This is a genomic window from Paenibacillus wenxiniae (assembly GCF_039822605.1).
GTDB classification, from domain to species: domain Bacteria; phylum Bacillota; class Bacilli; order Paenibacillales; family Paenibacillaceae; genus Saccharibacillus; species Saccharibacillus wenxiniae.
In genome coordinates this window covers 139,328-162,935 of record NZ_JBCGUH010000009.1, presented here as the reverse complement: position 1 = coordinate 162,935, position 23,608 = coordinate 139,328, and the positions used below count along the sequence as shown (strand labels likewise).

20 protein-coding genes are annotated in these 23,608 nt (G+C 44.5%); 10 read left to right on the top strand and 10 right to left on the bottom strand.

Going from position 1 to position 23,608, the window contains the following annotated elements; genetic code table 11:
* Position 1 precedes the first annotated feature (1 nt).
* The 3 genes from AAHF22_RS16835 to htpG form a co-directional block, all read right to left on the bottom strand.
* Positions 2 to 1,843 carry an ABC transporter permease gene (locus AAHF22_RS16835; protein ID WP_347326182.1) on the bottom strand — a complete coding sequence of 614 codons (1,842 nt, stop codon included), beginning with the start codon at positions 1,841 to 1,843 and terminating at the stop codon, positions 2 to 4.
* A gap of 326 nt (positions 1,844 to 2,169) precedes the next feature.
* Positions 2,170 to 3,381, bottom strand: a complete 1,212-nt coding sequence (locus AAHF22_RS16830) for an ABC transporter substrate-binding protein (RefSeq protein WP_347326181.1) — start codon at positions 3,379 to 3,381, stop codon at positions 2,170 to 2,172.
* A 584-nt stretch (positions 3,382 to 3,965) separates the two neighbouring features.
* On the bottom strand, positions 3,966 to 5,867 hold the full coding sequence (htpG, locus tag AAHF22_RS16825; RefSeq protein ID WP_347326180.1) for a molecular chaperone HtpG: 1,902 nt from the start codon (positions 5,865 to 5,867) through the stop codon (positions 3,966 to 3,968).
* A gap of 377 nt (positions 5,868 to 6,244) precedes the next feature.
* Between htpG and AAHF22_RS16820 the strand changes: the two genes are divergently transcribed.
* The gene (locus AAHF22_RS16820; protein WP_347326179.1) at positions 6,245 to 7,294 is read left to right on the top strand and encodes a BtrH N-terminal domain-containing protein; all 1,050 of its coding nucleotides are present in this window, start codon (positions 6,245 to 6,247) and stop codon (positions 7,292 to 7,294) included.
* A 198-nt stretch (positions 7,295 to 7,492) separates the two neighbouring features.
* Here AAHF22_RS16820 and AAHF22_RS16815 read toward each other — a convergent pair whose 3' ends face one another.
* Entirely contained in the window at positions 7,493 to 8,368 is an 876-nt protein-coding gene (locus AAHF22_RS16815; RefSeq protein ID WP_347326178.1) for an aminoglycoside 6-adenylyltransferase, read from the bottom strand.
* A 342-nt stretch (positions 8,369 to 8,710) separates the two neighbouring features.
* Here AAHF22_RS16815 and AAHF22_RS16810 point away from each other — a divergent pair, with 342 nt between their 5' ends.
* The 4 genes from AAHF22_RS16810 to AAHF22_RS16795 all read left to right on the top strand — a co-directional run bounded on the left by AAHF22_RS16810 (position 8,711) and on the right by AAHF22_RS16795 (position 13,139).
* Positions 8,711 to 9,781, top strand: a complete 1,071-nt coding sequence (locus AAHF22_RS16810) for a hypothetical protein (protein WP_347326177.1) — start codon at positions 8,711 to 8,713, stop codon at positions 9,779 to 9,781.
* A 564-nt stretch (positions 9,782 to 10,345) separates the two neighbouring features.
* Positions 10,346 to 10,582 carry a hypothetical protein gene (locus tag AAHF22_RS16805; RefSeq protein WP_347326176.1) on the top strand — a complete coding sequence of 79 codons (237 nt, stop codon included), beginning with the start codon at positions 10,346 to 10,348 and terminating at the stop codon, positions 10,580 to 10,582.
* A 289-nt stretch (positions 10,583 to 10,871) separates the two neighbouring features.
* A complete protein-coding gene (locus tag AAHF22_RS16800; RefSeq protein WP_347326213.1) occupies positions 10,872 to 11,408 on the top strand; it encodes a DoxX family protein in 537 nt (178 codons plus the stop codon).
* 537 nt (positions 11,409 to 11,945) lie between these two features.
* Entirely contained in the window at positions 11,946 to 13,139 is a 1,194-nt protein-coding gene (locus tag AAHF22_RS16795) for a M20 metallopeptidase family protein (RefSeq protein WP_347326175.1), read from the top strand.
* A 409-nt stretch (positions 13,140 to 13,548) separates the two neighbouring features.
* On the opposite strand, the gene AAHF22_RS16790 is transcribed toward AAHF22_RS16795, so the two are convergent.
* A complete protein-coding gene (locus AAHF22_RS16790) occupies positions 13,549 to 14,013 on the bottom strand; it encodes a GNAT family N-acetyltransferase (RefSeq protein WP_347326174.1) in 465 nt (154 codons plus the stop codon).
* A gap of 401 nt (positions 14,014 to 14,414) precedes the next feature.
* On the opposite strand from AAHF22_RS16790, the gene AAHF22_RS16785 reads away from it, so the two are divergent.
* The 4 genes from AAHF22_RS16785 (at position 14,415) to AAHF22_RS23975 (ending at position 18,455) form a co-directional block, all read left to right on the top strand.
* Positions 14,415 to 14,783: a YtxH domain-containing protein gene (locus AAHF22_RS16785; protein ID WP_347326173.1), complete on the top strand. Its 369-nt coding sequence runs from the start codon at positions 14,415 to 14,417 to the stop codon at positions 14,781 to 14,783.
* A 712-nt stretch (positions 14,784 to 15,495) separates the two neighbouring features.
* The gene (locus AAHF22_RS16780; RefSeq protein WP_371834083.1) at positions 15,496 to 16,899 is read left to right on the top strand and encodes a pectate lyase family protein; all 1,404 of its coding nucleotides are present in this window, start codon (positions 15,496 to 15,498) and stop codon (positions 16,897 to 16,899) included.
* Positions 16,900 to 17,288: 389 nt separating this feature from the next.
* Positions 17,289 to 17,975 (top strand): Na-translocating system protein MpsC family protein, encoded by a 687-nt coding sequence (locus AAHF22_RS16775; RefSeq protein WP_347326171.1) that lies wholly within the window; start codon positions 17,289 to 17,291, stop codon positions 17,973 to 17,975.
* A gap of 312 nt (positions 17,976 to 18,287) precedes the next feature.
* Positions 18,288 to 18,455, top strand: a complete 168-nt coding sequence (locus AAHF22_RS23975; RefSeq protein ID WP_417629380.1) for a hypothetical protein — start codon at positions 18,288 to 18,290, stop codon at positions 18,453 to 18,455.
* Between the two features lie 303 nt (positions 18,456 to 18,758).
* Here AAHF22_RS23975 and AAHF22_RS16770 read toward each other — a convergent pair whose 3' ends face one another.
* Positions 18,759 to 19,082: an AzlD domain-containing protein gene (locus AAHF22_RS16770; protein ID WP_347326170.1), complete on the bottom strand. Its 324-nt coding sequence runs from the start codon at positions 19,080 to 19,082 to the stop codon at positions 18,759 to 18,761.
* Positions 19,079 to 19,813, bottom strand: a complete 735-nt coding sequence (locus tag AAHF22_RS16765) for an AzlC family ABC transporter permease (RefSeq protein ID WP_347326169.1) — start codon at positions 19,811 to 19,813, stop codon at positions 19,079 to 19,081. The genes AAHF22_RS16770 and AAHF22_RS16765 overlap by 4 nt, the downstream gene beginning before the upstream one ends.
* Before the next feature lie 238 nt (positions 19,814 to 20,051).
* Between AAHF22_RS16765 and AAHF22_RS16760 the strand changes: the two genes are divergently transcribed.
* On the top strand, positions 20,052 to 20,621 hold the full coding sequence (locus AAHF22_RS16760) for a helix-turn-helix domain-containing protein (RefSeq protein ID WP_347326168.1): 570 nt from the start codon (positions 20,052 to 20,054) through the stop codon (positions 20,619 to 20,621).
* 412 nt (positions 20,622 to 21,033) lie between these two features.
* On the opposite strand, the gene AAHF22_RS16755 is transcribed toward AAHF22_RS16760, so the two are convergent.
* The 3 genes from AAHF22_RS16755 to nikC are packed head-to-tail and all read right to left on the bottom strand — an operon-like array spanning position 21,034 to position 23,605.
* On the bottom strand, positions 21,034 to 21,921 hold the full coding sequence (locus tag AAHF22_RS16755) for an ABC transporter ATP-binding protein (protein ID WP_347326167.1): 888 nt from the start codon (positions 21,919 to 21,921) through the stop codon (positions 21,034 to 21,036).
* The gene (locus AAHF22_RS16750) at positions 21,918 to 22,739 is read right to left on the bottom strand and encodes an ATP-binding cassette domain-containing protein (RefSeq protein WP_347326166.1); all 822 of its coding nucleotides are present in this window, start codon (positions 22,737 to 22,739) and stop codon (positions 21,918 to 21,920) included. The genes AAHF22_RS16755 and AAHF22_RS16750 overlap by 4 nt, the downstream gene beginning before the upstream one ends.
* Positions 22,739 to 23,605, bottom strand: a complete 867-nt coding sequence (gene nikC, locus AAHF22_RS16745) for a nickel transporter permease (protein ID WP_347326165.1) — start codon at positions 23,603 to 23,605, stop codon at positions 22,739 to 22,741. The genes AAHF22_RS16750 and nikC overlap by 1 nt, the downstream gene beginning before the upstream one ends.
* Positions 23,606 to 23,608: the final 3 nt, after the last annotated feature.

The window sequence follows — 23,608 nt, the reverse complement described above, 5'->3', positions numbered from 1 at the left end:
ATTATTGACCTCCAATTCCAGTAGTCAGATCCGCTTTGCCATAACGTGTGGCCAGCGCATAGACGAGAATGACGATACCGATCAGGATCATCAATACGACGTTGGTCAGCTGCGTATAACCCTTTTCTACATATTCAAATGTAAGCGTAGTTAACGTTTCTGTACGTGGCGTGACGAGCATAATGATCAGCTCCGTCTCCTTCATCGCACCGATAAATACGATCAGGAACGCAGACAGTAGACTTTTCCGATTCAGTGGCAATACAATGCGCTGGAATCGCGTCCACCATGATGCACCGTTCATCTGTGCCGCTTCTTCCAGTTCACCGCCTACCTGCATCACCGCCGCACCGCCTGCTTTGACGGTAAACGGAAGCTCCTTCACAACCGTGATCAAAATGATCAACCAGACCGTCCCATACAGTGCTGGAATGATCCAGTGTGGACGTGCAAACATCGTAATATAGATCGCAGATAACGAAATGCCCGGCATCAAATACGGAAGAAAGGACACCTGATCTACCGCTCGTCCAATCCATGTCTGCCGCCCGCGTGCCACCGCATAGCCGAGCAGCAAGCCGATTACGGCAGCAAGCACAGCCGAACATGCCGCGATCAGCAATGAATTACGCAGCGCCAGCAAAAAGATCGGATTGTGCAGCACACCCTTTTCCCCGGAATTAATATCGCTAATCGAGCCGCCGATCCAGTAATGTAAAGTCAGGTTATCCCAGCTATACACCCCTTCACGCAGCATAAACGTCTGGACGAGCAAAATAAGCAGCGGCACGACAGATACAAGTGTCATACTGCCGATCGTGAGCAGCGCTGTCGGTTTGCGCCAGCGCCCAAGCGATTGCAGCGTAGATGGATGATCCTTACCCGTAATCGTAACAAAACTGCGCTGTCGTCCAACCACACGGCTATTCCAGTAAATCATCAGCACCGAGATGAACATCAACATCAAACTGAGCACATGCGCTTCGGTCGTCAGCCTTGCCCGCATGCTAGAATATAGCATCGTTGAAATCATATAAAAATCGACAGGCGTACCGAGAATCGCCGGCACCCCGTATGAGCTAATCGCCCGTGTAAACGTAAGAATAAACCCAGACAAAATGGCAGGTAGCATTAGCGGAAACACAATTTGACGTATAATCGTCCATCGCCCTGCCCCATTCATACTCGCCGCTTCTTCCAGCTGTGTGTTCATCGAACTGAGCGCCGCCCCGACGAGCAGGAAAAAGTACACACTATCATGAATCGAGAGCGAAATCACAATCGGTACAAAGCCATAGGCGAGTGCATCCGGTGTGTGCAGATGTGTGAGCGATTGCCAGATGCCCGGTGTGCCGCCGATTTTGTCATTTTTGAAAAAGGTTAACCATGCTTGCGCGATGACCCATGATGGCAATAAATACGGGATGACCGCCAGAAAAGCGATCGCTTTTTTAAATGGAAGATCGGTACGGGTGACGAGCCATGCTAATCCACAACCGATCATCATCGATAGTACGGATACGACAAGTGCAACGGCACTTGCATGCCATACCGGTTTATAAAAAAGCGACAAGCTCATATCGCTCGCCAGCACGCGTTGCCAGTGGTACAGCGTAAAATGCCCCGGATTCGCTTCAGCGGTAATACGCATATCCTGCGTTTTCCAGACAAATGTAGTCAGCAAAATATTGACAACCGGCCAGATGATCGTATACGCCAGAAACAACAGCCCGATCAAGCCGATCAGGTTGACCGGACGGCGTAGCCAGCCATACAGCCGATTCCATTGTTTGGTGCGGCGGATTTTGCTCTGGGAGAGGGTGATGATTGACTTGTCGGACATGGGTGCCTCCTTTTAAGTTTGAATTCGAACCAATCATTCAAGGCTAAAGGATTTGTGCAGCCTTAGAAGAGTGAAGCCGTTTGATTCATGGGGCATTAATCAATCCATCATCAAATATCTGTAATTGCATCATTAAAATGAAGAGATAGCATCATTGGAATACCAGTCCGCACGTTCTCCGCCTGACATCTTTGATTTGAATTTATTCATTAATTGCATGTACTTACATGCTTTGTTCAAATTCCTTTTATTCCTATTTTTACTTTCACTGTAATTTTATTTCCACTTCTACTTCTACTTCTACTTCTACTTCTACTTCTCCAATGCTACTTCTGCTTAATCCAGAAATCGCGCACTTTGGGTGATGTCATGTACAGAGTGTCGGCATCGTAATTCCACAGATTGAGTTTTTCAAAGCCGACTGGATTTTTAGTCGTTACATCGGAACGTGGAACCCAGGAACCGACTTCATTAAATGGAGCGATGCCTGCGCCTTTGCCGTCTTTTTCGCCCATCATCCAGCGGATGAACAACTTGCCTGCGGCTTCATGTGGGGCTTGTTTGGCGAGATACAGATAACCTGCGTCAGGTACAGATGTTTGAGGCTTGATGTCATAAATCGGCTGTACATGCCAGCCTTTTTCTTCGACTTTGGAAACGTCACCGGATACGGCGATTCCTACCGCATCGCTGGATGTTTTGCCGATCGCATCAAGCACGTCGTCACTGCCTTTTAAGACGGTTAAGCCGTTGGCGAACAGTTGATGGATGAACGCATAACCTGCATTTTCCTCACCTTGCAGATCGATATCTTTGCCAAACTTTTCCTTGTACGCAGCTGCCATATCATCGCTATGAATGACCATCGTCGTGAACAGATCCATAAACGCTGGAGAACTGAGCGGGTCGGCAACGTACACTTTATTTTTAAATGCTGGGGTGGTCAGATCCCACCAGTTGGTGACCGGAATTTGCTTGTAATGATCGGTATTATAAAAGATCGTGCGGAATTCGACGTAGTTAGCATAGCCAGGTGCTTGTGTGCGATACGGTTCGTCAACTGTTGAGGCGATATCATCGGGCAAGTATTTGACATAACGTCCTTGCTCAACCATCTCTTTGCCGACCGCGCCGCTCACTTCCTTCGTGATGATCACATCTGGATTGAATTGTCCGGCATCCTGCTCATTTGTCACTTTATCCATCATTTCATCGGATTTCACTTTGCTCACTTCGACTTTGACGCCCGGATACTTTTTCATAAACGTCTCCGCTGCATCGTTCGCACGACCGGAAGTGGAGTAGACGACAACTTTGCCCTCTTGCTTGGCCTGTGTATAAAGTACATCAACCGAATCGTTTGTACTTGTTTGCGCTGAGGCTGCCTGTCCATTTGCTACCGTGTTTTCTGTACTGTTGCCGCATGCTGAAAGTAGAAGTGTCGGGATGAGCAACAGGGATAGTAAACCGCTTGTTCCAGCCTGGCGAAGTGAAGATTTCCTTTTAAGTGAAGATTTCTTTTTGAATGTGGTGTTCATACATTCCTCCTGAAATAATGATAGTTTGCTTTCTCATGAACGCTTTGGTTTCTTTATGAATGCTTCAGGTGTTGATCAGTCTTCGATATACAGTCCCATTAGACAAATCGATCAGGCGCACAAGGTGTGGATTAAAATGTATGTATTTTGTCGCGACCTGCATGTTCAATATTACGGAGGAAATGTCAAAATAGAATTAAAGCTTATGTTGATTTTGGTAAAAAATTATCACTTCATTTTATTTTGGTATTTTATTATCAAATCAGGCTCAAAAAAAGCCTGCTTTCCTCTGTGCAGCAAAACGGATTCCAGTTGTGTGTCTACCGAAACGAAGCACTCTCTCCCACCCACTAGAACACAACAAACCACTAGAACACAACAAAGCCCGGATGAGCACCTGTATAGGGGCAATCATCCGGGCTTTGTTTTTTATCGATAGGTTCAGCTTATTGTACAGTCCATAAGCTAAGCATCCATTCACTATACAGGCACTGTTCTTTACAGGGATCGTTATTTTCCGATAAGCCATCAGTATGACTTACCATGAACAATCCATATAGTTTACTATGCACAATCTGTACTGCTTATACCATCACTTTACAAATATCATTCGTAAACTCAACCGGATCCTGGATCGGCAAGCCTTCGATCAGCAGTGCCTGATTGTACAGCAGATTCGTATACAATCCCAGTTTCTCTTGATCCGCTTCATGCGCCTTTTTCAACGATTGGAACACATCATGATTGATGTTAATTTCCAGCACTTTCTCGGCTTTCACATCCTGGCTGTTAGGCATCATTTGCAAAATTTTCTCCATCTCGATCGACAATTCCCCTTCAGAAGTGAGGCAAACCGGATGCGATTTGAGGCGTTTGGATGCGCGTACGTCTTTCACTTTGCCGCCGAGCACATCCTTCATTGCGGCAAACAGCTCTTTGCTTTCATTTTGTTCTGCCTGTGCCGCTTCGTCCTTCTCGTCCGGCTCAATACCGAGGTCGCCGCTGGATACGGATTTAAATTCTTTTTCTTTATATGTGCTAATGATTTTGATCGCAAATTCATCAATATCATCGGTCAGATACAGAATTTCGTAGCCTTTGTCGGTAACCATCTCGGTTTGCGGCAGCTTCTCGATCCGTTCGATTGAATCGCCAGCAGCGTAGTAAATATACTTTTGATCTTCTGGCATACGGGATACGTACTCATCCAACGTAACGAGCTTTTTCTCTTTGGAGGAGTAGAACATGATCAAATCCTGTAGATCGTCCTTGTGCATACCGTAATCATTGTACACACCGAACTTCAATTGACGACCGAACGATTGATAAAACTTCTCGTAGCTATCACGCTCGTCTTTGATCATACTTTGCAGTTGGGATTTGATTTTGTTTTTGATATTTTTAGCGATTAGCTTCAGCTGACGGTCATGCTGTAGCAGCTCACGCGAAATGTTCAGGGACAGATCTTCGGAATCAACCATCCCTTTCACAAAGCTAAAATAGTCTGGCAGCAGATCGCCGCATTTATCCATAATCAGGACGCCGTTAGAATACAGCTCCAGCCCTTTTTCATATTCCTTCGTGTAGTAATCAAATGGCGTATTTTCTGGAATAAACAGGATCGCGTTGTATACTACCGCACCGTCAGCACTAATATGCACATGCTTGAGCGGCTTATCAAAGCCATAACGCTTCTCTTGATAAAAGTTGTTATAGTCTTCGTCGGTCAGCTCGCTTTTATTTTTGCGCCAGATCGGAATCATGCTGTTGATCGTTTGCTCTTCCGTATAATCTACGTATTCTGGTTGCTTATCTTCAGCAGCATCTTCTTCCGGTTCAACCGGACGACTGCTCGTAATGTCCATTTTAATCGGATAACGGATAAAGTCGGAGTATTTCTTCACGATGGCGCGCAGGCGATACGTTTCCAAATACTCGTCGTATTGATCATCCTCGGTATTTTCTTTAATTTTCAAAATAATGTCCGTACCGACGGTTTCTTTATCCGCTGGCTCGATCGTATAGCCTTCTGCACCTTCGGAATGCCATTTGTACGCTTGATCGCTACCAAGTGCACGTGTAATGACAGTTACTTCATCCGCTACCATAAATGCCGCATAGAAACCGACACCGAATTGGCCAATAATATTATGACCTTCCTGTGCCTCGTTCTCTTTTTTGAAAGCGAGTGAGCCGCTTTTCGCGATCACACCGAGGTTATTTTCCAGTTCCTCGGCAGTCATACCGATACCGGTATCGGAGATCGTCAGTGTACGTGCTGCTGGATCAGGTGTAATTTTGATGTAGTAATCTTCCTTATGAAAAGTGAGCGCATCATCGGTGAGCGTTTTGTAGTACATTTTGTCAATCGCGTCGCTGGCATTGGAAATCAGCTCGCGCAGGAAAATTTCACGATGGGTGTAAATGGAGTTAATCATCATTTCCAGCAGGCGCTTGGATTCAGCCTGAAATTGCTTTTTGGTCATGGTCGTAGTGTTCCCCTCTCCATTAATAAATGTATGTGTGCCTTACATTCGTGCCCGTCTGTATCATTCGTTCAACTACGAATGATACGCGTTACACGTCTATATACTGCTCAATATTAGCACTCTTAACTACAGAGTGCTAAACCTATCTTTTATATAACATATTCCCAATTTCCATGTCAATGTCTGAACAGGCTCGTTCATGCAGGATCGAACGTCTACAGCTCTGGATCATATGTATATTTTTGCCACGTAAAACGTGCTTTCCTCACTAACTGAACTATTATATACTATGTCTTAATGGTCGCATGCACGATCAACGATCCAGCCGCTAACCAGCCTCTCGCTGGCTCAGTATACAGAAGGAGTGAAAGGTCATGCCTCAATCGCACAGGATTCCGCTCAAACCATTGCAAGGCTTCGATTGGTCCAGTCTGACCGGCAATGCAGCAAGTGCTGCTGCCTATTTCAGCAGTGATTATATGTATGCATTTGCCGATGCCTGGACATTTTCCTGCTTCACAGAGTATGGAAACAAAGCAGTGCCGTCGCTCGGTCAGGAGTCGGTATTGTACAATACTTCTTATGATCAGATTTTGAAATGTACAGGTCTGGATTATCGGATGGAGCGACACTTACCTGCGGAAGAAGCGTTAACGATGATTCGCATAGAACTTGCTCAAGGACATCCTGTACTGGTCAAAGGGGATACGTACTATTGTCCGTGGTTTCCTGCCGATTATGGTCGGTTACATCGATCTCATTTTTACCTGATTACAGGCTATGATGACCTGACGAATCATCTCTTCTGTACCGATGTTGCCTATATGACGTATCATCAGGCACAATCGGTTAGCGATTTTAGCCTCGGCTTTGCGGGTGATCTGCTAACCATACAGCAAAATCAAGACCAATACAGCCTGCCTTCACAATTGCCCGATCTGTACGAAGTGCTGACGCGCCGCGCTACGAACAATCTGGGGCTTGGCGATGAAGCTCATTCGGTATTTGATTCGATGCGTCATATGGCAGACAGCTTTATTGAACTGGATCGTCTATATATAGAGCAACAACATCATGCAAGCGATATGAATCTGCTCAATCTGGAATTGCTGTATATTATTCAAGCTAGAATACAATTCCTGCATTTACTTGAACAAAAGCGTGCGTCTAAGGACTCGTTTATGGAACAGATTGTTAACGCCTTTCACGAAACTGTGCGTAGTTGGACGTTGGTTCGTACCGCGTATTTACGTAGCTTTGAGCCAAGAGTACCGCGCGAGCCGTTGCTGAACAGTATCGCCGAACATATTCGTGCGATAGCTGCACTGGAGCAATCTACCGCTGAGAGCATTTTGCATGGTAACCGCCTGCGAGACATTATGCACGGTTATGAGCAGCAGTCTCGTCCAGCTGCGGAGCGCTAGTTTCGAAGTTGCCATGCTTATTTTTATAATGAAATAAGCTGTTATGATCAATACATTTTTATAATCAACAAGTTTTCATAGTTCATACATTGGCAGATCGCTATCCATTGTTGGTTATACACTACTTCATCACGTATGCACGTAATATCCTGGCTGAACCTTACATTCGATGTTGCCTATAACAAGCCTGTATCATGTTCATTCATACATATGAATGGCATCGGCAGGCAATGCATACACATGAAGCAAATGAACACAAACACGCTGCGCCTCCCCATCATCGTACATATACCCCAGACGCTCTGCCACCAGGCGCGCACATTCATCAAATAGCTCTACCATCACAAATACAGACTGCCAGATCGCTTCGTTATCTGCATGCGGATACGTAGCGAGCAGTCTTGCCATTGTCGAGTCATCCAAATATTGTGGCAAATATTTGCCGCTTTTGCCTGTCGTTATCTGAAACTGATGCTGACTTGCAGCTTGCCAGCATAGCATCTGCTCCAGCTGCGGACGCACATAGCGGTTCAAATGATCCAGCGCATATAACAGTTCCTGTCTCCATAGCCCTTTCGCAATATACGTCGACACCCACCAAAATTCATTACAGCATCCGGCAAAATCAGCTGCTGTCGGTCGTTGTATCCAATAATCTCGATCATCTGGCGCAGGAAGCTGCGGCAATCGTCCATCCTTGTCGAGCAAAATTACGGTTAAACGATCTTCATTCACATATTCCCGCCAGTGATCGATGTGTTGCAATCGTAAATCAATTCGATTGCCATCTGCGAGCTGGATTAAATACATGAATTTGATCATTCCATCATGCATAGGCAGTTGCTCCCGATCCGGCAGCTGCATGATCATCCGCTCTCCAAACACATCAATCCAGCGATGATCACTCACCAAAGGCTCTAACGTATCGACCAGATAGACGATATCGTAATCTTGAAATACATCTTTCGGTACATTTGGATTGACCCTCGATCCATTCATCGTTACGGCACGAATATGCGGATTGTGCTGAGCCGTATCAAGAATCAGTTCCATCATCTGCTGCTGGTTTCGCATCGTTAAGTCTCCTTTATTATTTGTAGATTGTCAGTCTACGCATCAAGCTCCCAACTACCCTATATGCTATCCCTTTATACTCGTATAGTAGTTCTCTTCACATGTATAATAGTCTTTTGTCTGGGAAGTTGCGACAATAGATAATCCAACAAATCAAATTTCTTTCGTCATTGATATAAAATGACTAGATGTTAATTTGCAATCTAAAGTAAACGATTTTTTCACCAAAACAAATGTAACTCTTTAATTCCCTTTATATAAATTATTTTGCTTTATACATCGTAAAACAACCGATTAATTGTATAATATATTTACACTATATATTAAGAAATGAGGACTAATATGTTTAAATTCGCTTTTTATAACAAATATGGGAATTTCCCTAGAAACATCAATGAACTTGGAGACATTAAAGTTAACAAAGGAGCGCTTTATGCAGCCTGTGTAACAGTCGGATTAGGTTTAGATATAAATGAACACAAAGTTCCTATAGAGGTAGTTTCATGGAAAGAAAGAATGATTGATGCATTTGTAGATGATAGTGATACATATTTTAAATTGAAAAATATAAACTATTTAGAATCGAGTGAAAAGGTCACCATAGGATTTTTCTTTGGTATGATTTTTGCTCATGCTATGGCTCAATCAAGATACAATATTCGGGTGACAGCTCACCTAACTGATCCAAAATTGATAACCTATAGTTTAAAACCAGGAAAGAAAAATTACCCTGATTTATTCGGTATTGGACCTAAAAATAAAGGATATCTTATCGAAGCGAAAGGCTCTAGCAGCATAAAAAAGGGGTCGCCAGCAAAAAAAGCAAAAGAACAATTAGAATCAATTGATGAGATCGAGTTTACTTCGAACGGCAACACAATTGCCTATAAGTACAATAATTTAACTAGAATAATTTCGCATATATATCCAAAAAAACTGAATAATAGTAAAAAGGAAGAAATTTTATTTATGGATATAATCGATCCTGAGCCGGAAAAAGGTGATAAAATCAGCATAAATGCAGATGAAATGTCATTAAAATACTATTTTAAATTAGTCGATCTATTAATATATCAAAAAACTGAAATCAAAACTTTAAATGGTCAGAGATTTATATTGTTTGATGTCCCTTGTCATAGTGAAAAATTGAAATTAGGCTTACTACTTAAAATATATGAAATTTACGAACCTCAAGTAAAACTCATAAAAGAAGCAATTAAGGAAAAAATAGAGCAAGGCGACGAATACGATTTGGCTTGGACTTTGACTTTTGGTAATAATACGTATGAGACGGTTAGGGAGACACTAGAACCTTTAGAATTTACACACCTTAAAATCGATCATGATCCTGAAACTGGCTTTGAGTATAGTATTGGACCAGATGGTGTCATTGCAATGCTCAAACCTAGCTAATCCATATCCATAATTTTTTGTAATCTTTTTCTACTTAAATATACTTCTTGATCGGTATTATATCTGCTTGAGAATAAGCTAATATAGTTTTACTTATCTAGCTTTGCTCTCCTTTTTTTTGTTTAGGATCTATATCTCAAATAAACTAACACCTGTTCATGAATAAATGAATTATAAAAAGAGTAGCTATAGCTACTCTTTTTAGTTTCAACCAAGTAAAACGAGAAGACACTTACAATATAAATAAACTTAACATTAATGCTCTGGAGAAGAGTCAAGTGAACAATGTGTATATTACATTCAATTGATTGAACAGAGACGAAGATAACATGAAACGGTCAAAGGTTGATATATAACTTGATTCAGCTTCTGCAATTGATCCTCAGTACATTTTCCTTTGAATCTAATACTTCATGAGATCAATCATAGTATTCTGTTCTGAAAGGAATAAGCCATCCCATCTTTTATTACTATGATCAACATATTCTTGCGCAAATCTATACGAGAAAATGGATAACACCATGCTATACTCATCCTATCCACACTCGCAAGGAGGCGATCGATATGAAGGTACTGCGTAAATTCATTCTTGCATTTTTGCTCTCCAATGTCATCGGCAATTGGAGCTTTAAAAGGATTGCCTTTTTGCAATATGATGTTGCGGAAGGCTGGTTTAGCTCAGGTAATATCATTCGCTATCTCGTTAATCTTGCCTGCTATATCGCTGTAGCGGTATGGATTTATTTTATTTTGGAGCGTTTGGAAAAGTGGAATGAGCAGCGTAAGCAACAATCCCGCTGAATATTGGATAGCTCTGTTGATTGAATGGCTCTGTTGAATAGGCGCAAATTTATTTTAATTTTTAAAGTAGATTGTGATTTTTGTCACATATTAAATTTTAGTTTTATTTTAAACTAAAGCCATGGAAGAGATGATCATCCCCAACCAAACAGACAACAGCAGCCCATCCCTCGGCATCAAGATCGTAGCCTATACGCAGCAAACGGGAAGCTGACTGTATCCATACTGTCCACTGTTTACAACCGCCTGAATGAACAGGCACCCAATACATCATTCAAGGAGTGTATGAATTATGAACGCATGGCTCAGACAAAACAAAGTTGCAATGTGGTTATTAACCGTCCTTCGTTTCTATGTCGGCTTCCAATGGATTCACGGTGGCTGGGGCAAGTTAACAGGTGGCTTCGATGCTACCGGCTTCCTCACTAACGCAATCTCGATGAGCACCGGTGACAAACCGGTCGTCAAAGCCGCATGGGCTGGCTTCCTTCAACATTTTGCCCTCCCCAATGTAGAACTGTTCAACATTCTTGTCCCTATCGGTGAATTCCTCGTCGGTCTTGGTTTGATTCTCGGTACGTTCACTACGATTGCTGCCCTAATGGGTATGGTAATGAACTTTGCCTTCCTGTTCTCGGGTACAATTAGCACCAACCCGTACCTGATCCTGCTTGAAATCTTCATCGTCGTGGCTGGCGCCAATGCAGGTCGTATCGGTCTGGATCGCTGGGTAATGCCTTACCTGAAAGCTACTCTGTTCAAACGTCAACATAAACATGACGGCGGCACGCCCACCGCACCTGCACCGGATCACAGAGCCGCTTAATCGAACTTCAATTGATCCATGTTGCATCGTTCCATGTTCCATCAATCCATATTGAATTGTTCCATAGCCTACATCAACGACGATGACACGATTTCTTCCACCCTATTCTTTTCAATAAATGCTTCAAAAGATAAGCCCACATATTGTACGCTTCAAACGAAGTGTACAGCATGTGGGCTGTTTTTGTTTTCTACTATCGTACTCCATTTATTCATCTGCTGTCGTATTCCATTCATTCAGTTTGTGTTCTATTCATTTTCAATATTCAAACGATAACGTCGATACTTGCGAAAAAAGGTTCATCTAGCTTTGCTAGCCGTATCGATTGGACATATTTTTGTTCATAACTAGTAAGGAGATGTCGATCCCGTCGCTATCGGATGGAAGCGAATCACCTAGCTTTTATTGATCTTCTTTTACAAATGTCAAATTTGACATATAAAATTCATCATGATAGTTTTAAAGTGAATTTCCTTTGTAAATTCTGGAATTTATTTTATGATTAGAGCATGAAACATATATAACAGGAGGATGCATATGAGAAATCAGTGGATAGACGAATTGACCGTACTTGAACAGGATATTGTCGGATGGCGCAGACATATGCACCAGTATCCTGAACTGTCGTTTCAGGAAGTAAAAACTTCGCAATTCATCGCAGATACGTTAATAGGATTTGGCTATGAAGTGCGTACCGGTGTCGGTGAAGGCGGTGTGATTGCCGATCTGAAAGGCGGACAGTCTGGACCAACGATCGCGTTCCGAGCCGATTTTGATGCATTGCCGATCCATGAAGAAAATGATGTTCCCTACCGTTCACAAAATGATGGAGTGATGCACGCCTGCGGACATGACGGACATACCGCGTCCCTGCTCGGTGTCGCTCATGTGCTGAGTCGTCATGCGGATCAGCTGAAAGGCAATGTACGTTTTATTTTCCAACATGCGGAGGAGAAAATTCCGGGCGGTGCCAAAGCGATGATCGAAGATGGCGCACTGGAAGGTGTAGATGAAGTGTACGGTGCCCATCTGGCGAGCTATTTGCCGTATGGTAGAATCGCCGTTATCGGTGGTCCTGCGATGGCAGCAGCCGATGGCTTCTCCATCGTTATTCAAGGTAAAGGCGGACATGGTGCGCGTCCTGACCAAACGGTCGATTCAATCGTTGTCGGCAGTCAGGTCGTTGGCGCATTGCAAAATATCGTGGCCCGTCATATTAACCCGCTCAAATCCGCTGTCGTTACGGTAGGTGTGTTCCAGGCAGGTTCTGCTTTTAACATTATCGCCGATACAGCGAAAATTGAAGGCACGGTGCGTACATTTGACCCTGAAGTACGCAAGCAGATTGAAGACGATATTCGGACGACGCTGGCAGGAATTACGGCCGCATCGCGTGCTACCTTCTCACTGGAGTATACGAACGGCTATCCAGCTGTGGTAAATCCACCGGAACAGGCTGATCAAGTGCGTGCGATCGTTGCCGATGTGCTAGGCGAAGAAGCTTTGTTTGAAATTGAACCAGCTATGGGCGCAGAAGACTTTGCTTATTTCCTGGAGGAACGTCCGGGCAACTTCTTCTATGTCGGCTCGCAAAAAGACGAAGATACTGCATTTGCACATCATCATCCACGCTTTGATATCGACGAGCGCGCGTTGCTGAACACAGGACGTATCTTCCTCGGTATTGTAGCTGAAAAATTGCTCCGTCCATCTCCTGTTACAGCAGGCTGATGCTGGTATGATGGATAACGAAAATTGCATCGTATGATCGATTCGTATGATTGACGCAATCTCTGTCCAGACTAAAGTACAGTAGACGATCTGTTCTTGACCCTATGTTTTTGATTGTAGGCATTGAGTATATGTTCTTACATGTACGTTTTGAACGAAATCTGCTATGATCCTCATGAATATTGCAGCGAGATATCTCAGTAAAATATCTCAAACGGAAAAGCTCCCCGTCACCTTCACGTGATGAGGAGCTTTTTGCTGTGATTTTCTATTTTTAATACATCTATAATCAGCTTGATCGCTTTATCCATCTATTCTTTCATTCGCATTTTATTCCTTGATGTGCTTCTTAGTCCTTCATGTACTTCTTACTCTTTAATGTACTTCTTATCACTTAATGCACTTCGGATTACGACGATGTGGGTACAATCGTTTTGGTGGAAATAATTTCCATCGCCGCATTCTCCTGCATAAGCGCGCCTGCATCTTTATAACCAAGTTTACGATAAAAATGCTGTGCTTCCTCATCCGATTGAGTCGAAGTCATCACACTGGAACAGCCAAGAGCTGTCATCTGCTGTTCCCATAATTGCACGATCTGCTTGCCTATCCCCTGACCGCGATAGTCTTCCGCCAACCATAACAAATTCATAAACGGCGTATGATCCCAAAACCAGCCATAACGAAGCCAGCCGATCGTGATCCTATGGCTGCTATCATTTACCGATTCAGCAACACTGCCCTGTACCAGACGAATCATATTAATTTCTCCAGCGGCGATCTTTGTCCTCAGACGCTCTTGCGGCATATGTACATCGTATTGAACAAGATAGTCATAATCTTCCTCTGTTGCATGTTCCATATAGATGTGCATCCGAACCCCTCCTACTTTAAGTGTAGTATGACGTGGCTTGATATAGCATGTCATGGCTACCTTTTAACATCATGTTTACTATGAGATCGCAGTTGCACCCTGCTCCCTGTCTTCGGTATGCTAAGTATATCGCTTATTGCTCGCGATTGCTGTATAAGTACATATTGCACAGCTACTGATTACTTCTCTACTAGCAGGTAGGATGTAAAAAACAAGCATACGCTCACTAACCGTATACCTGTAGTTCACTAACGATCCCTGTTAGCTGACATGGGTATACAATTTATGTAGACAGACAGGTGAATGCGTAGGCTTAGCGGCCAATCGTGGGTAATACCATATAGATAGCATGCTAGACATGGATGACAATCCTAATCCTTTATTGAACGGAGATGATGATGATGGAACAAAAAAATCTAGTATTCGGGATTATCGCAGGCGCACTGGTTGGTGCAGGTGCAGCACTTCTATTTGCGCCTAAATCGGGCGAAGATATGCGCCATACACTCACATCAGGCGCAAACAGCTCCGCTAGCAGTTTGACGGCTACGTTAAAATCGAAAGGCCGTGAAATGAAGGCCAGCACAGAAGAACTGGTCGAGCTGGCAAAAGAAATCACGCCGGTTGTGAAAGAAGCGATTGGTGTTGTGCAAGAATGGAAAGGTATGTTGACCGATGCCAAAAGCGAACTGACTGGCGAGGTTAACAAGCTGAAGGGCAGCTCGTCCGATCCAACGCCAGCGTTGACGAAAGGACCAACCGCCATGTAATTGCCTTTTGACGCTTTAGCAATCACATTGCTGAGGCGATATATTCGCAGAACAGCTCTTCCGGTATTTACCGGAAGAGCTGTTTGTTATGGGCGCACATTAAGCAAGATGTGTATAACGTTTCTGGAAGTGTAGTGTATTCATAATCTATAGAGCCACTATGGAGCGTCCATAATAGTCTAGCGTACAAAGCATGTAGAGCGATCTATAAATATACCGAAATGATAACCAGCTCCATTTCTATACCTTGAGCTACTTGTTTTAGTTATTAAATAATTAACATATCATACTCCTCTTAACAACGACCAATCGTTTAAGCATAGCTTAACTCCCACCTTCCTAATCATAAATTCCATATTTTACTATACAATTCTATAATTCGATGTATTTGGTATCAATATTAGTTCTTCCGCTCTATGTAAGCGCTTTAATTATCATGTTAGCTTGTACATGTGGTATGCAATACCTTTTCTGGCCTATTCAACTTGTTATCATCCAACGACAATCAAAGGAGAGATCAAGCATGAAAAAAAAGGGATTTCAAAAAGGAACGGTTTTATTGCTTAGCGGAGCGATGATATGGAGCGGATTATCGCTCGCCACACCTTCGGCAGCAGCTTCATCCCCAGCTTCTGTTTCATCTTTTGCAAACGTTAACATTTTTGCATCTATGCTGGACGCTACGGGTGTCGCTATGCAAACGGAGACTGAAATGAACGACAACAGTAGCTCTCTCACCTCGTCTGGAAACACAGCACAACTGGCAAGCGCGCAGGCAACAGGTACATACAGCGCCTATAATTTGACCGGCTTCTCCACAGGCAATACCGGAGGCGGAACGATTGCCGACACCGATGCACGTTACAAAAAAGTATATACCGCCACCGATCTAGCACAAGCGCTCAAAAAAGGCTCCGGCGTCAAAGTCATTGAAGTGATGAACGACTTAAATCTAGGCTGGAACGAATTGCCGTCTGCCGCCCAAACCTCTCCATTTGCCGAGCATAACAAACCGTTAACTCACCCTGTCCTCAAACAAAGCGGTGTGAGCAAGCTAACGATCGATGGCTTTGACGGGCTAACGATATTTTCAAACAATGGTGCCAAAATCAAGCATGTTGGCATTACGGTCAAACGCAGCTCCAATCTGATCATCCGCAATCTGGAATTTGACGAGCTATGGGAATGGGATGAAGCTACCAAAGGCGACTATGACAAAAATGATTGGGATTATTTAACACTGGAACAGACGAACAAAGTCTGGATCGATCATTGCACCTTTAACAAAGCATATGACGGTGTGGTCGATGTGAAAAAAGGCAGCAAAGGTGTAACGATCTCCTGGTCTTCCTTCCGCAGTGATGATGGTAGCTCCAACAGCTGGGTCAGTCAGCAAGTCAAAGCGATGGAAGCAGACAAGTCTGCTTACCCTATGTATAACTATTTACGCAGTAGTAGCGTCGGTCTGAGTCAGCAGGATATTATCGCTATCGCTGGTGGGCAAAAGAAAACGCATCTCGTCGGTGCTACCGAATTTGCTTCCGACAATGCTGATCTGGAAATTACACTCCACCATAACTACTATCAGGACTCTCAGGACCGGATGCCTCGTCTGCGGGGCGGAAATGCACACGTGTACAATATTGTCATGGACGCTTCAGGACTGGTCGCTGCTAAAGCAAAATTAACACCTGAAATGGATAAAGCGATTAACTCAAAGGGCTATCATTTTACCGTAACGAGCAACGGCGCCATCTCTACCGAAGGTGGAGCGGTGCTGGTAGAGAAATCACAAATCATCGGTGTTGCTTCGCCGATTCGTAACAATCAGACCGATCCAAGTAATAGCAAATATACGGGCAAAATTCGCGCAGTCGATACGATGTACACAGCCAATGGCACAACCTTCCGTGGCAATAGCGATACAGCAGGTAGTCCGCTCGCTCCGTATCCAGCAGCTGCATTGTCGTTCTCATGGAATGGCTTTAACAGTCTTCCATACAGTTACCAGACTGACGATCCCACTACACTCGTGAGCCGCTTGAAAGCAGCGGACGGTGCAGGCGCAGGCAAGCTGGGCTGGAGCAAAACGAACTGGCTGCTCGTTCAATATTAATGGGTTCGAATGGTAGAGGATGCGTCTACTGAAGTCATAGAAACACACTGCTCATTCAATATTAAATGAGGTCGAATGCAGCTCAGATCCATGCTGAATCGATGTCGGTTACGTATCCACATCGAACGAACTGATTTCTTTATTGTTATGCGTGTCTGCTAGACATGGGATCACTTCCTTATACACCATACAATAAACAATAGACCCTCACCTTGATCGATCCGTGTGAGGGTCTATGTATTGGATTGACTATCCAACTATTTGTTTGCAATTGATTGAATAATCAAATGTTTTGCTAAATAAGTCGCTTAACAGCGATTACATAAGGCTAGCATGTGGTTAATACTTATCAGACATTTCTATTTTATTGCTGCAAAGGAGAATTTGCCGTGTCCCAAACCGCTAACCTGGAAGCTGTTATTCAACAAATCGGCCTGCTGGGTCAAAGTCAATTCGGCAAATCACCGGAATCGATCACTATTCGCACCAACGAGCACAGTGTTGTTATTTTTCTGAATGAGCTGATTGATCCGGATGATGAGCGCCTGCCAGATGACCCGGATGAGCGATATACGCATGTGTACATTTTACTTGATCAGTTTGTCTTCCCTGCGATCCGTAAAAAGATTGAAGCAGCGGCTGGACAAGAAATCATCCACCATTTTATCGATTGGAAAGAGGATGTGAACCGCGCTTGCATCGCGATCATGTTCGAATTGGAACCGGATCGTAAAAAAGAAGATCTGTACTCCGGCAAGGCAGAGCTGCACATTCGGGTCAGCCAGATTACCGAAGATGTGCAAAAAGTACCTGCCGACATCGAATCCTACTGGATCGATCCATCCACACTGGTCATCATTCGCAAAGGATTATTGATCAGTCTGGAAAAACGTATTATCAAAAAAGGCTTTAACAACGCCTTGCGCGTTTCTAAACGTGAATTAGAGTTGGATCGTTTTGTCCATGACTTGCCTGTACATTCCGTTCTTGGCAAATCACTTGATCAGGCGTATCTGGATTGGGATTTTGCCCAGGATATTAGTCTGATGGTACTGACTTTTTCGACAGACCAGTGAGGAGAATGGTCCATTCCTACGATGGTGAATGCATATACGTGTACATGCGAAAAGCCTGTCCATCGATCCGCTGCTTTAGGCAAAGGATGGTAGACAGGCTTTTAATGTGATCGAAATCAGATATGTATGTACAAATGAATGTTCAAACCAAAAGTGCGAACCCCAAGCTAACATGATTTTCCTGGGAGGTTCGCACCCCTTGATTTATAAGGCTTTTTCGTATTTTTCTTGTTTTTTTGCTCTGTTTTAGGTAGGCTAATTTTGAGGTTCGCACTTTTGATGCTGAAAAGCCTTGCGGTGTAAGGGAGAAAAGTGCTAACAGTCGCTCTCTGTGCGAGAGCGTGGATTAAAACATCCGAATGGATCAACTCGGTCAGTGGCGTGGCGTCGCTCTCTGTGCGAGAGCTTGGATTGAAACAGCTTGGGCAGTATGAAGCGCATGATATTATCTGTCGCTCTCTGTGCGAGAGCGTGGATTGAAACATGCCGTTTGCGTCACAATTGGTCGACTCTGCCCAGTCGCTCTCCGTGCGAAGGCATACTTCACAACCACTACCTACAAACATTCTACCGCTATGCCTATCATCACTAGCTATACAACCACGAATACGCAAACCAAAAAGGCTTCCTCTACAAGAAGCCTTTTTGCCATAACCTTATATTCCTAATAATTTCAAAACTAAATCATTGCTTCCATGATGAACTACCTACGGTATCGAAACTTTTGGTCGAATGCTAACATAAAATTTCATATACTCCACTACGATCATCACCCTTGTGCTCTCACCAGAAAAACCGCACCACTGCCATGCACACCACCCCAACAACGACCGTCAACGAAAGACTTTTCGTTTTTAGTGCAACAAGCAAGGTGGGCACCAGCACAATGACCGCAGGCCATTCGATATGCAGCGTACCACTCTGCTTGTCCAGCATACTTTCCACAACAAGCGCAGTAAAAATACATACTGGAATATAAGATAACCATTTCATAACTGCCTGCGGCAACACCATATTACGCACTACGAAAAAGGGAGCTACACGTGGGATCATCGTCACGAGCGCACAACCAACAATAATGATAAATACCGTCCAATTTACAATCATCGCTCCGTCACCACCCCGATCGTTGCGACAATAACGGTCGCTAAAATAATCGCCAGTTGCGTTGAAACGAATAGCGACAATACGACCATCGCAATGACCATATACGCCATCAGCTTCAAATAATGCTTCAGCTTCGCGGGCACCACATTACCAAGCTGCAACACAAGCAATGCAATAAACATCGCGGTCAGCGCATAATCCAGTCCAAACATTTGCGGATCGGCAATCCAGTTACCGAATAGCGTACCAAGTGTGCAGGAGATGACCCATACGATGTATGCGGTCAGATTCAATCCGTGCATCCAGCGATTGCTAAGCGGTTTGCCTGAAGCAAGCCGTGTCGCTGCGACTCCAAACGATTCATCAGTCACGAGCAACCCCGTTCCGATATTGTTCAATAACGAATATTTACCAAAATGCGGTGCCAGTGTCGCACTAAGCAGGAAATTACGCAAGTTGACGATAAATGTAGTCAGTACAATCGCTGATATCGGCGTATGCACAGCAAGCAGGGCGCAAATAATAAATTGAGCTGCTCCGGCATAGACGAGTAGCGACATGAAGCCCATCTCCATTACACTCAAGCCGGAGGCGGCGCCTACGACCCCCGCAGCCAGACCGATACTAATATAACCGAGCAGTGTCGGTATACAATCCCGTACCCCTTCCATAAAAGTGGGCGAGCTTGCAATAGGTACTTCTTTGGTGCATTCCATCTGGTGGGTCAACATCTCATTTCCTCCTTTAGTATACCGTTTGTCCTAGCATGGCCTTCCAATGGGCAACAAGCGATCGGACAGCTGGAAGCTCGATATGCACCGATACTGAACATTACCGAATGGGACAATTTGCATCCACATGACCGGAACAGATATGCTACAATGAACTTAAGTTTAATATAGTATACAAAAATTTAATATAACATACAATAGTCTGTTATATTAAATTTTTGCATAAAGGAGTCTATTCATGGAACCGATTCAGCAAATCATTGCTCGTAATCTACTCAAATTGCGTAAAAGTCGCAATCTTACACTGGAACAAACGTCCGAACTGACAGGCGTGAGCAAGGCGATGCTTGCCCAGATTGAAAATGAGAAATCCAATCCAACTGTAACAACGCTTTGGAAAATTGCTAAAGGCTTTCAAGTATCCTTTAGTATGTTCCTAAAAGAAGAAGAACAGCCGATCCAGCAGGTAAATATTCGGGAACTTGATCCTGTTGTAGATAGCGATGATCTGTATAAAGTGTATAGCTTTTTCCCGTACCATCCAGAGAACCGATTCGAACTGTATGTTGTGGATCTGCTGCCTGGCTGCGAACACCTGCCCAAAACCCATCCAGGTGAAGAATATTTATTTGTAAAAGAAGGCTCGCTAATCGTGGAAATTAACGGCAAACCGTATCATGTATCCGATGGCGATGCACTGCATTTCTCCGGCACGATCCCGCATGGTTACTTTAATCCCTCGTCAGAGAAAGCCAGTTATTTTATGATGATGTATTATCCAGAGGAAGGCACCGATGTGAATGTATAGCTCGCTTTAACTTTATTATAAAAATAAAAAATCAGCGGTATACGCACATCGTTCCATTATGCATATACCGCTGATTTGTATAGTAAAATCCATTTCGTATAAACGACACTGAATGACACTGATTATTAGATGTATATCCCAAAATAAAAATCATTAAAGTGACATGATTAGGGCGTGTACGCCAACTGATGTTGGGGCAGCCACCACTATGAGCAGGCATATGAGTTTGCATACACGCTATAGCTCAAACTACTCAGATCAATACCCCTAGCTCAACATCTTTAGATCAACATCTTTAGATCAACATCCTAAGCTTAACTTCCTTATATCAACATCCTTAGATCAACATCCTTAGATCAAAATCCCAAGCTTAACTTCCTTAGATCAACTTCCTTAGCTCAAAACCGTGCGATCAAAAAATCGAAACTAACTCCCGTGTATACGGATGCCGCTCATCCGCAAACAGCTCGTCTCGCACACACCGATCCACAATACAGCCATCCTTCATGACCATTATCCGATCGCTCAACTTGCAAACAGCAGCCAAATCATGGGAAATGAACAAATACGCCAGCCCCAATTCCTGCTTTAATTGTGCTAACAACTGTAAAATCGCCGCCTGCGAAATCACATCCAGACTCGCAGTTGGTTCATCCAGTACAACCAGCTTCGGCTCAATGCTAATCGCGCGTGCAATCGTAACGCGCTGGCGCTGTCCGCCGCTTAACTGATGTGGATAGCGATCCAGCAGCGATGGCGAAAGCTCTACCGCTTCCAGTAGCTGTCGCGCAAAGCTATCTTCATTGTCTCCGTGAAAATGATTCAGCTCCAGTTGGTGCCCATACTGCCGATACGGATCAAGTAATGACGTGCGAATCGTCAACTTCGGATTCAGCGCAGCAGTCGGATTTTGAAAAACGATCTGGATATGCCGGCGCTGCTCATGCCGTATGCGCCGAGCGTGCCCACCAAACGCCTCACCTGCCAGCACAATACGACCACGGTCTGCTGACTCGATGCCAAGCAAACAACGAGCGAGCGTACTTTTACCACTGCCGCTCTCACCCACCAGCCCAACACATTCGCCATGCTGTAGCTCAAACGATACATCGTTCAACGCCGCCACGCCTGCCTGCTTATTATAGTCGTGATGCTGTTTAAACCATGTATTCAGCCAACCCGTTCGCTTCACTCCAGCGATCTTAGCGTTTTCCCTATTCCCTTTCCCATTCTCCAATCCAACATCATCATGATGGGCATCATACGTTTTACATAAATGTTCTACCTGTAGTAAAGTCACGACTTCTGCCCCTCCAATCGCTCCAGCGGCGCCAAACCGGAACGTAGCATTGGCTCGCTTCGCTCTAACATCGGCGCAGCCGCGATTAATTGTTGAGTATACGGATGACGCGGATGATCCAGCACACGATGCCGATTGCCGCTCTCTACCAGCTTACCTTCTTTCATCACAGCAATGCGATCAGCATAACGACGCACATGTCGCCAGTCATGTGTAATGAACAGAATCGCACAGCCTGTCTCCTGCTGCTTCTGACGCAACAGTTCCAGAATGCGATGACCGGACACACTATCCAGCGCAGTCGTTGCCTCATCCGCAATGAGCAGACGTGGTGACAATAGCAATGTTAGCGCGATGGCGGCACGCTGAAGCTGTCCCCCACTCAATTGAAAGGGATACCGATGCAGCAACTTTGTCGATAAGCCTGCTGATTCAAGCGCCTGTTCATTTCGTTGCCGGCGCTGCTGCCGATCTTTTTCCCCATGTACGCTTTGATATTCATTCATATGTTGAGCAATCGTACGAAACGGTGTAAATGCGCCTTGATAATCTTGAAAAATATAAGCAATCTCCTTACCACGCAGCTGTCGCAATTGCCGTGCTGGGAGCTGCATCAATTCCTGATCGTTCCACCTGATGCTACCGCTTGCCTCTATACCCGCAGGCAACAGTCCACCGATCGACTGCGATAATAAGCTTTTACCACTTCCACTTTCACCAACTAATGCCAGCCATTCACCAGCACCGACCGATAGCGATACCTCATCGACGAGCACGCGCTGACGACTGCGAACGGTCAGCTTATCCAGTTCTAACATTAGGACTGCCCCTCCCTGCTCCAGTCATCTTTTTTCACATCAAAGCGATCACGTAGCATATCGCCAAGCATATTCGCCATCAGCACCGTAATAACAATGGCCATGCCCGGCACTAGCATTAACGCTGGACGAGATTGGAAATACGGCCTTGCATCATTCAACATCGCCCCCCACTCCGGCAAGGGCGGCTGTGTACCCAGCCCGATATACGAAAATGAAGAAATAAGCAAAATAATTTTGCCCAGATCCAGACTTGCCATCACCAGCACATGTCCAATCACATGTGGCAATAGATGCCGACGCATAATCGTACCACTCTGTAGTCCATTCGTGCGCGCAATCCGAATGTAATCTTTCTCTGCTTCACCAAGCACGACACTACGCACCAAGCGCGCATAATTGACCCATTTTACAATAACGATCGCCAGCACCAGATTACTGATCCCTGCGCCAAGTAATCCACTCAGCACAATCGCTACAATCGTATCGGGAAAGGCTAGAAAGCCGTTCGAGATTCGTACGAATATACGATCTACCCAGCCACGACGATATCCTGCCAGCAGTCCAAATGGAACACCAAGCAACAATGCTGCACCGAGTGCAAGCAAACTATAACCGAGCGTCTGCTGTCCACCAAGTAGCAAACGGGTCAGTGTATCTCTCCCCAGATGATCCGTCCCAAGTGGATGCTGCCAGCTCATCCCTTGCAGTCGCTGACCAAGATCAGTTAATAGCGGATCATGCTTTAAATATAAAAAAGCATACCCACATGCACCCAGCACCAGCGCCAGGATGAAGATCAAGATTATCGGCTGCAAACGGCGAAGCGGTAAGGAGATACGGTTATGTTTTTTCACGATGTCCATCTC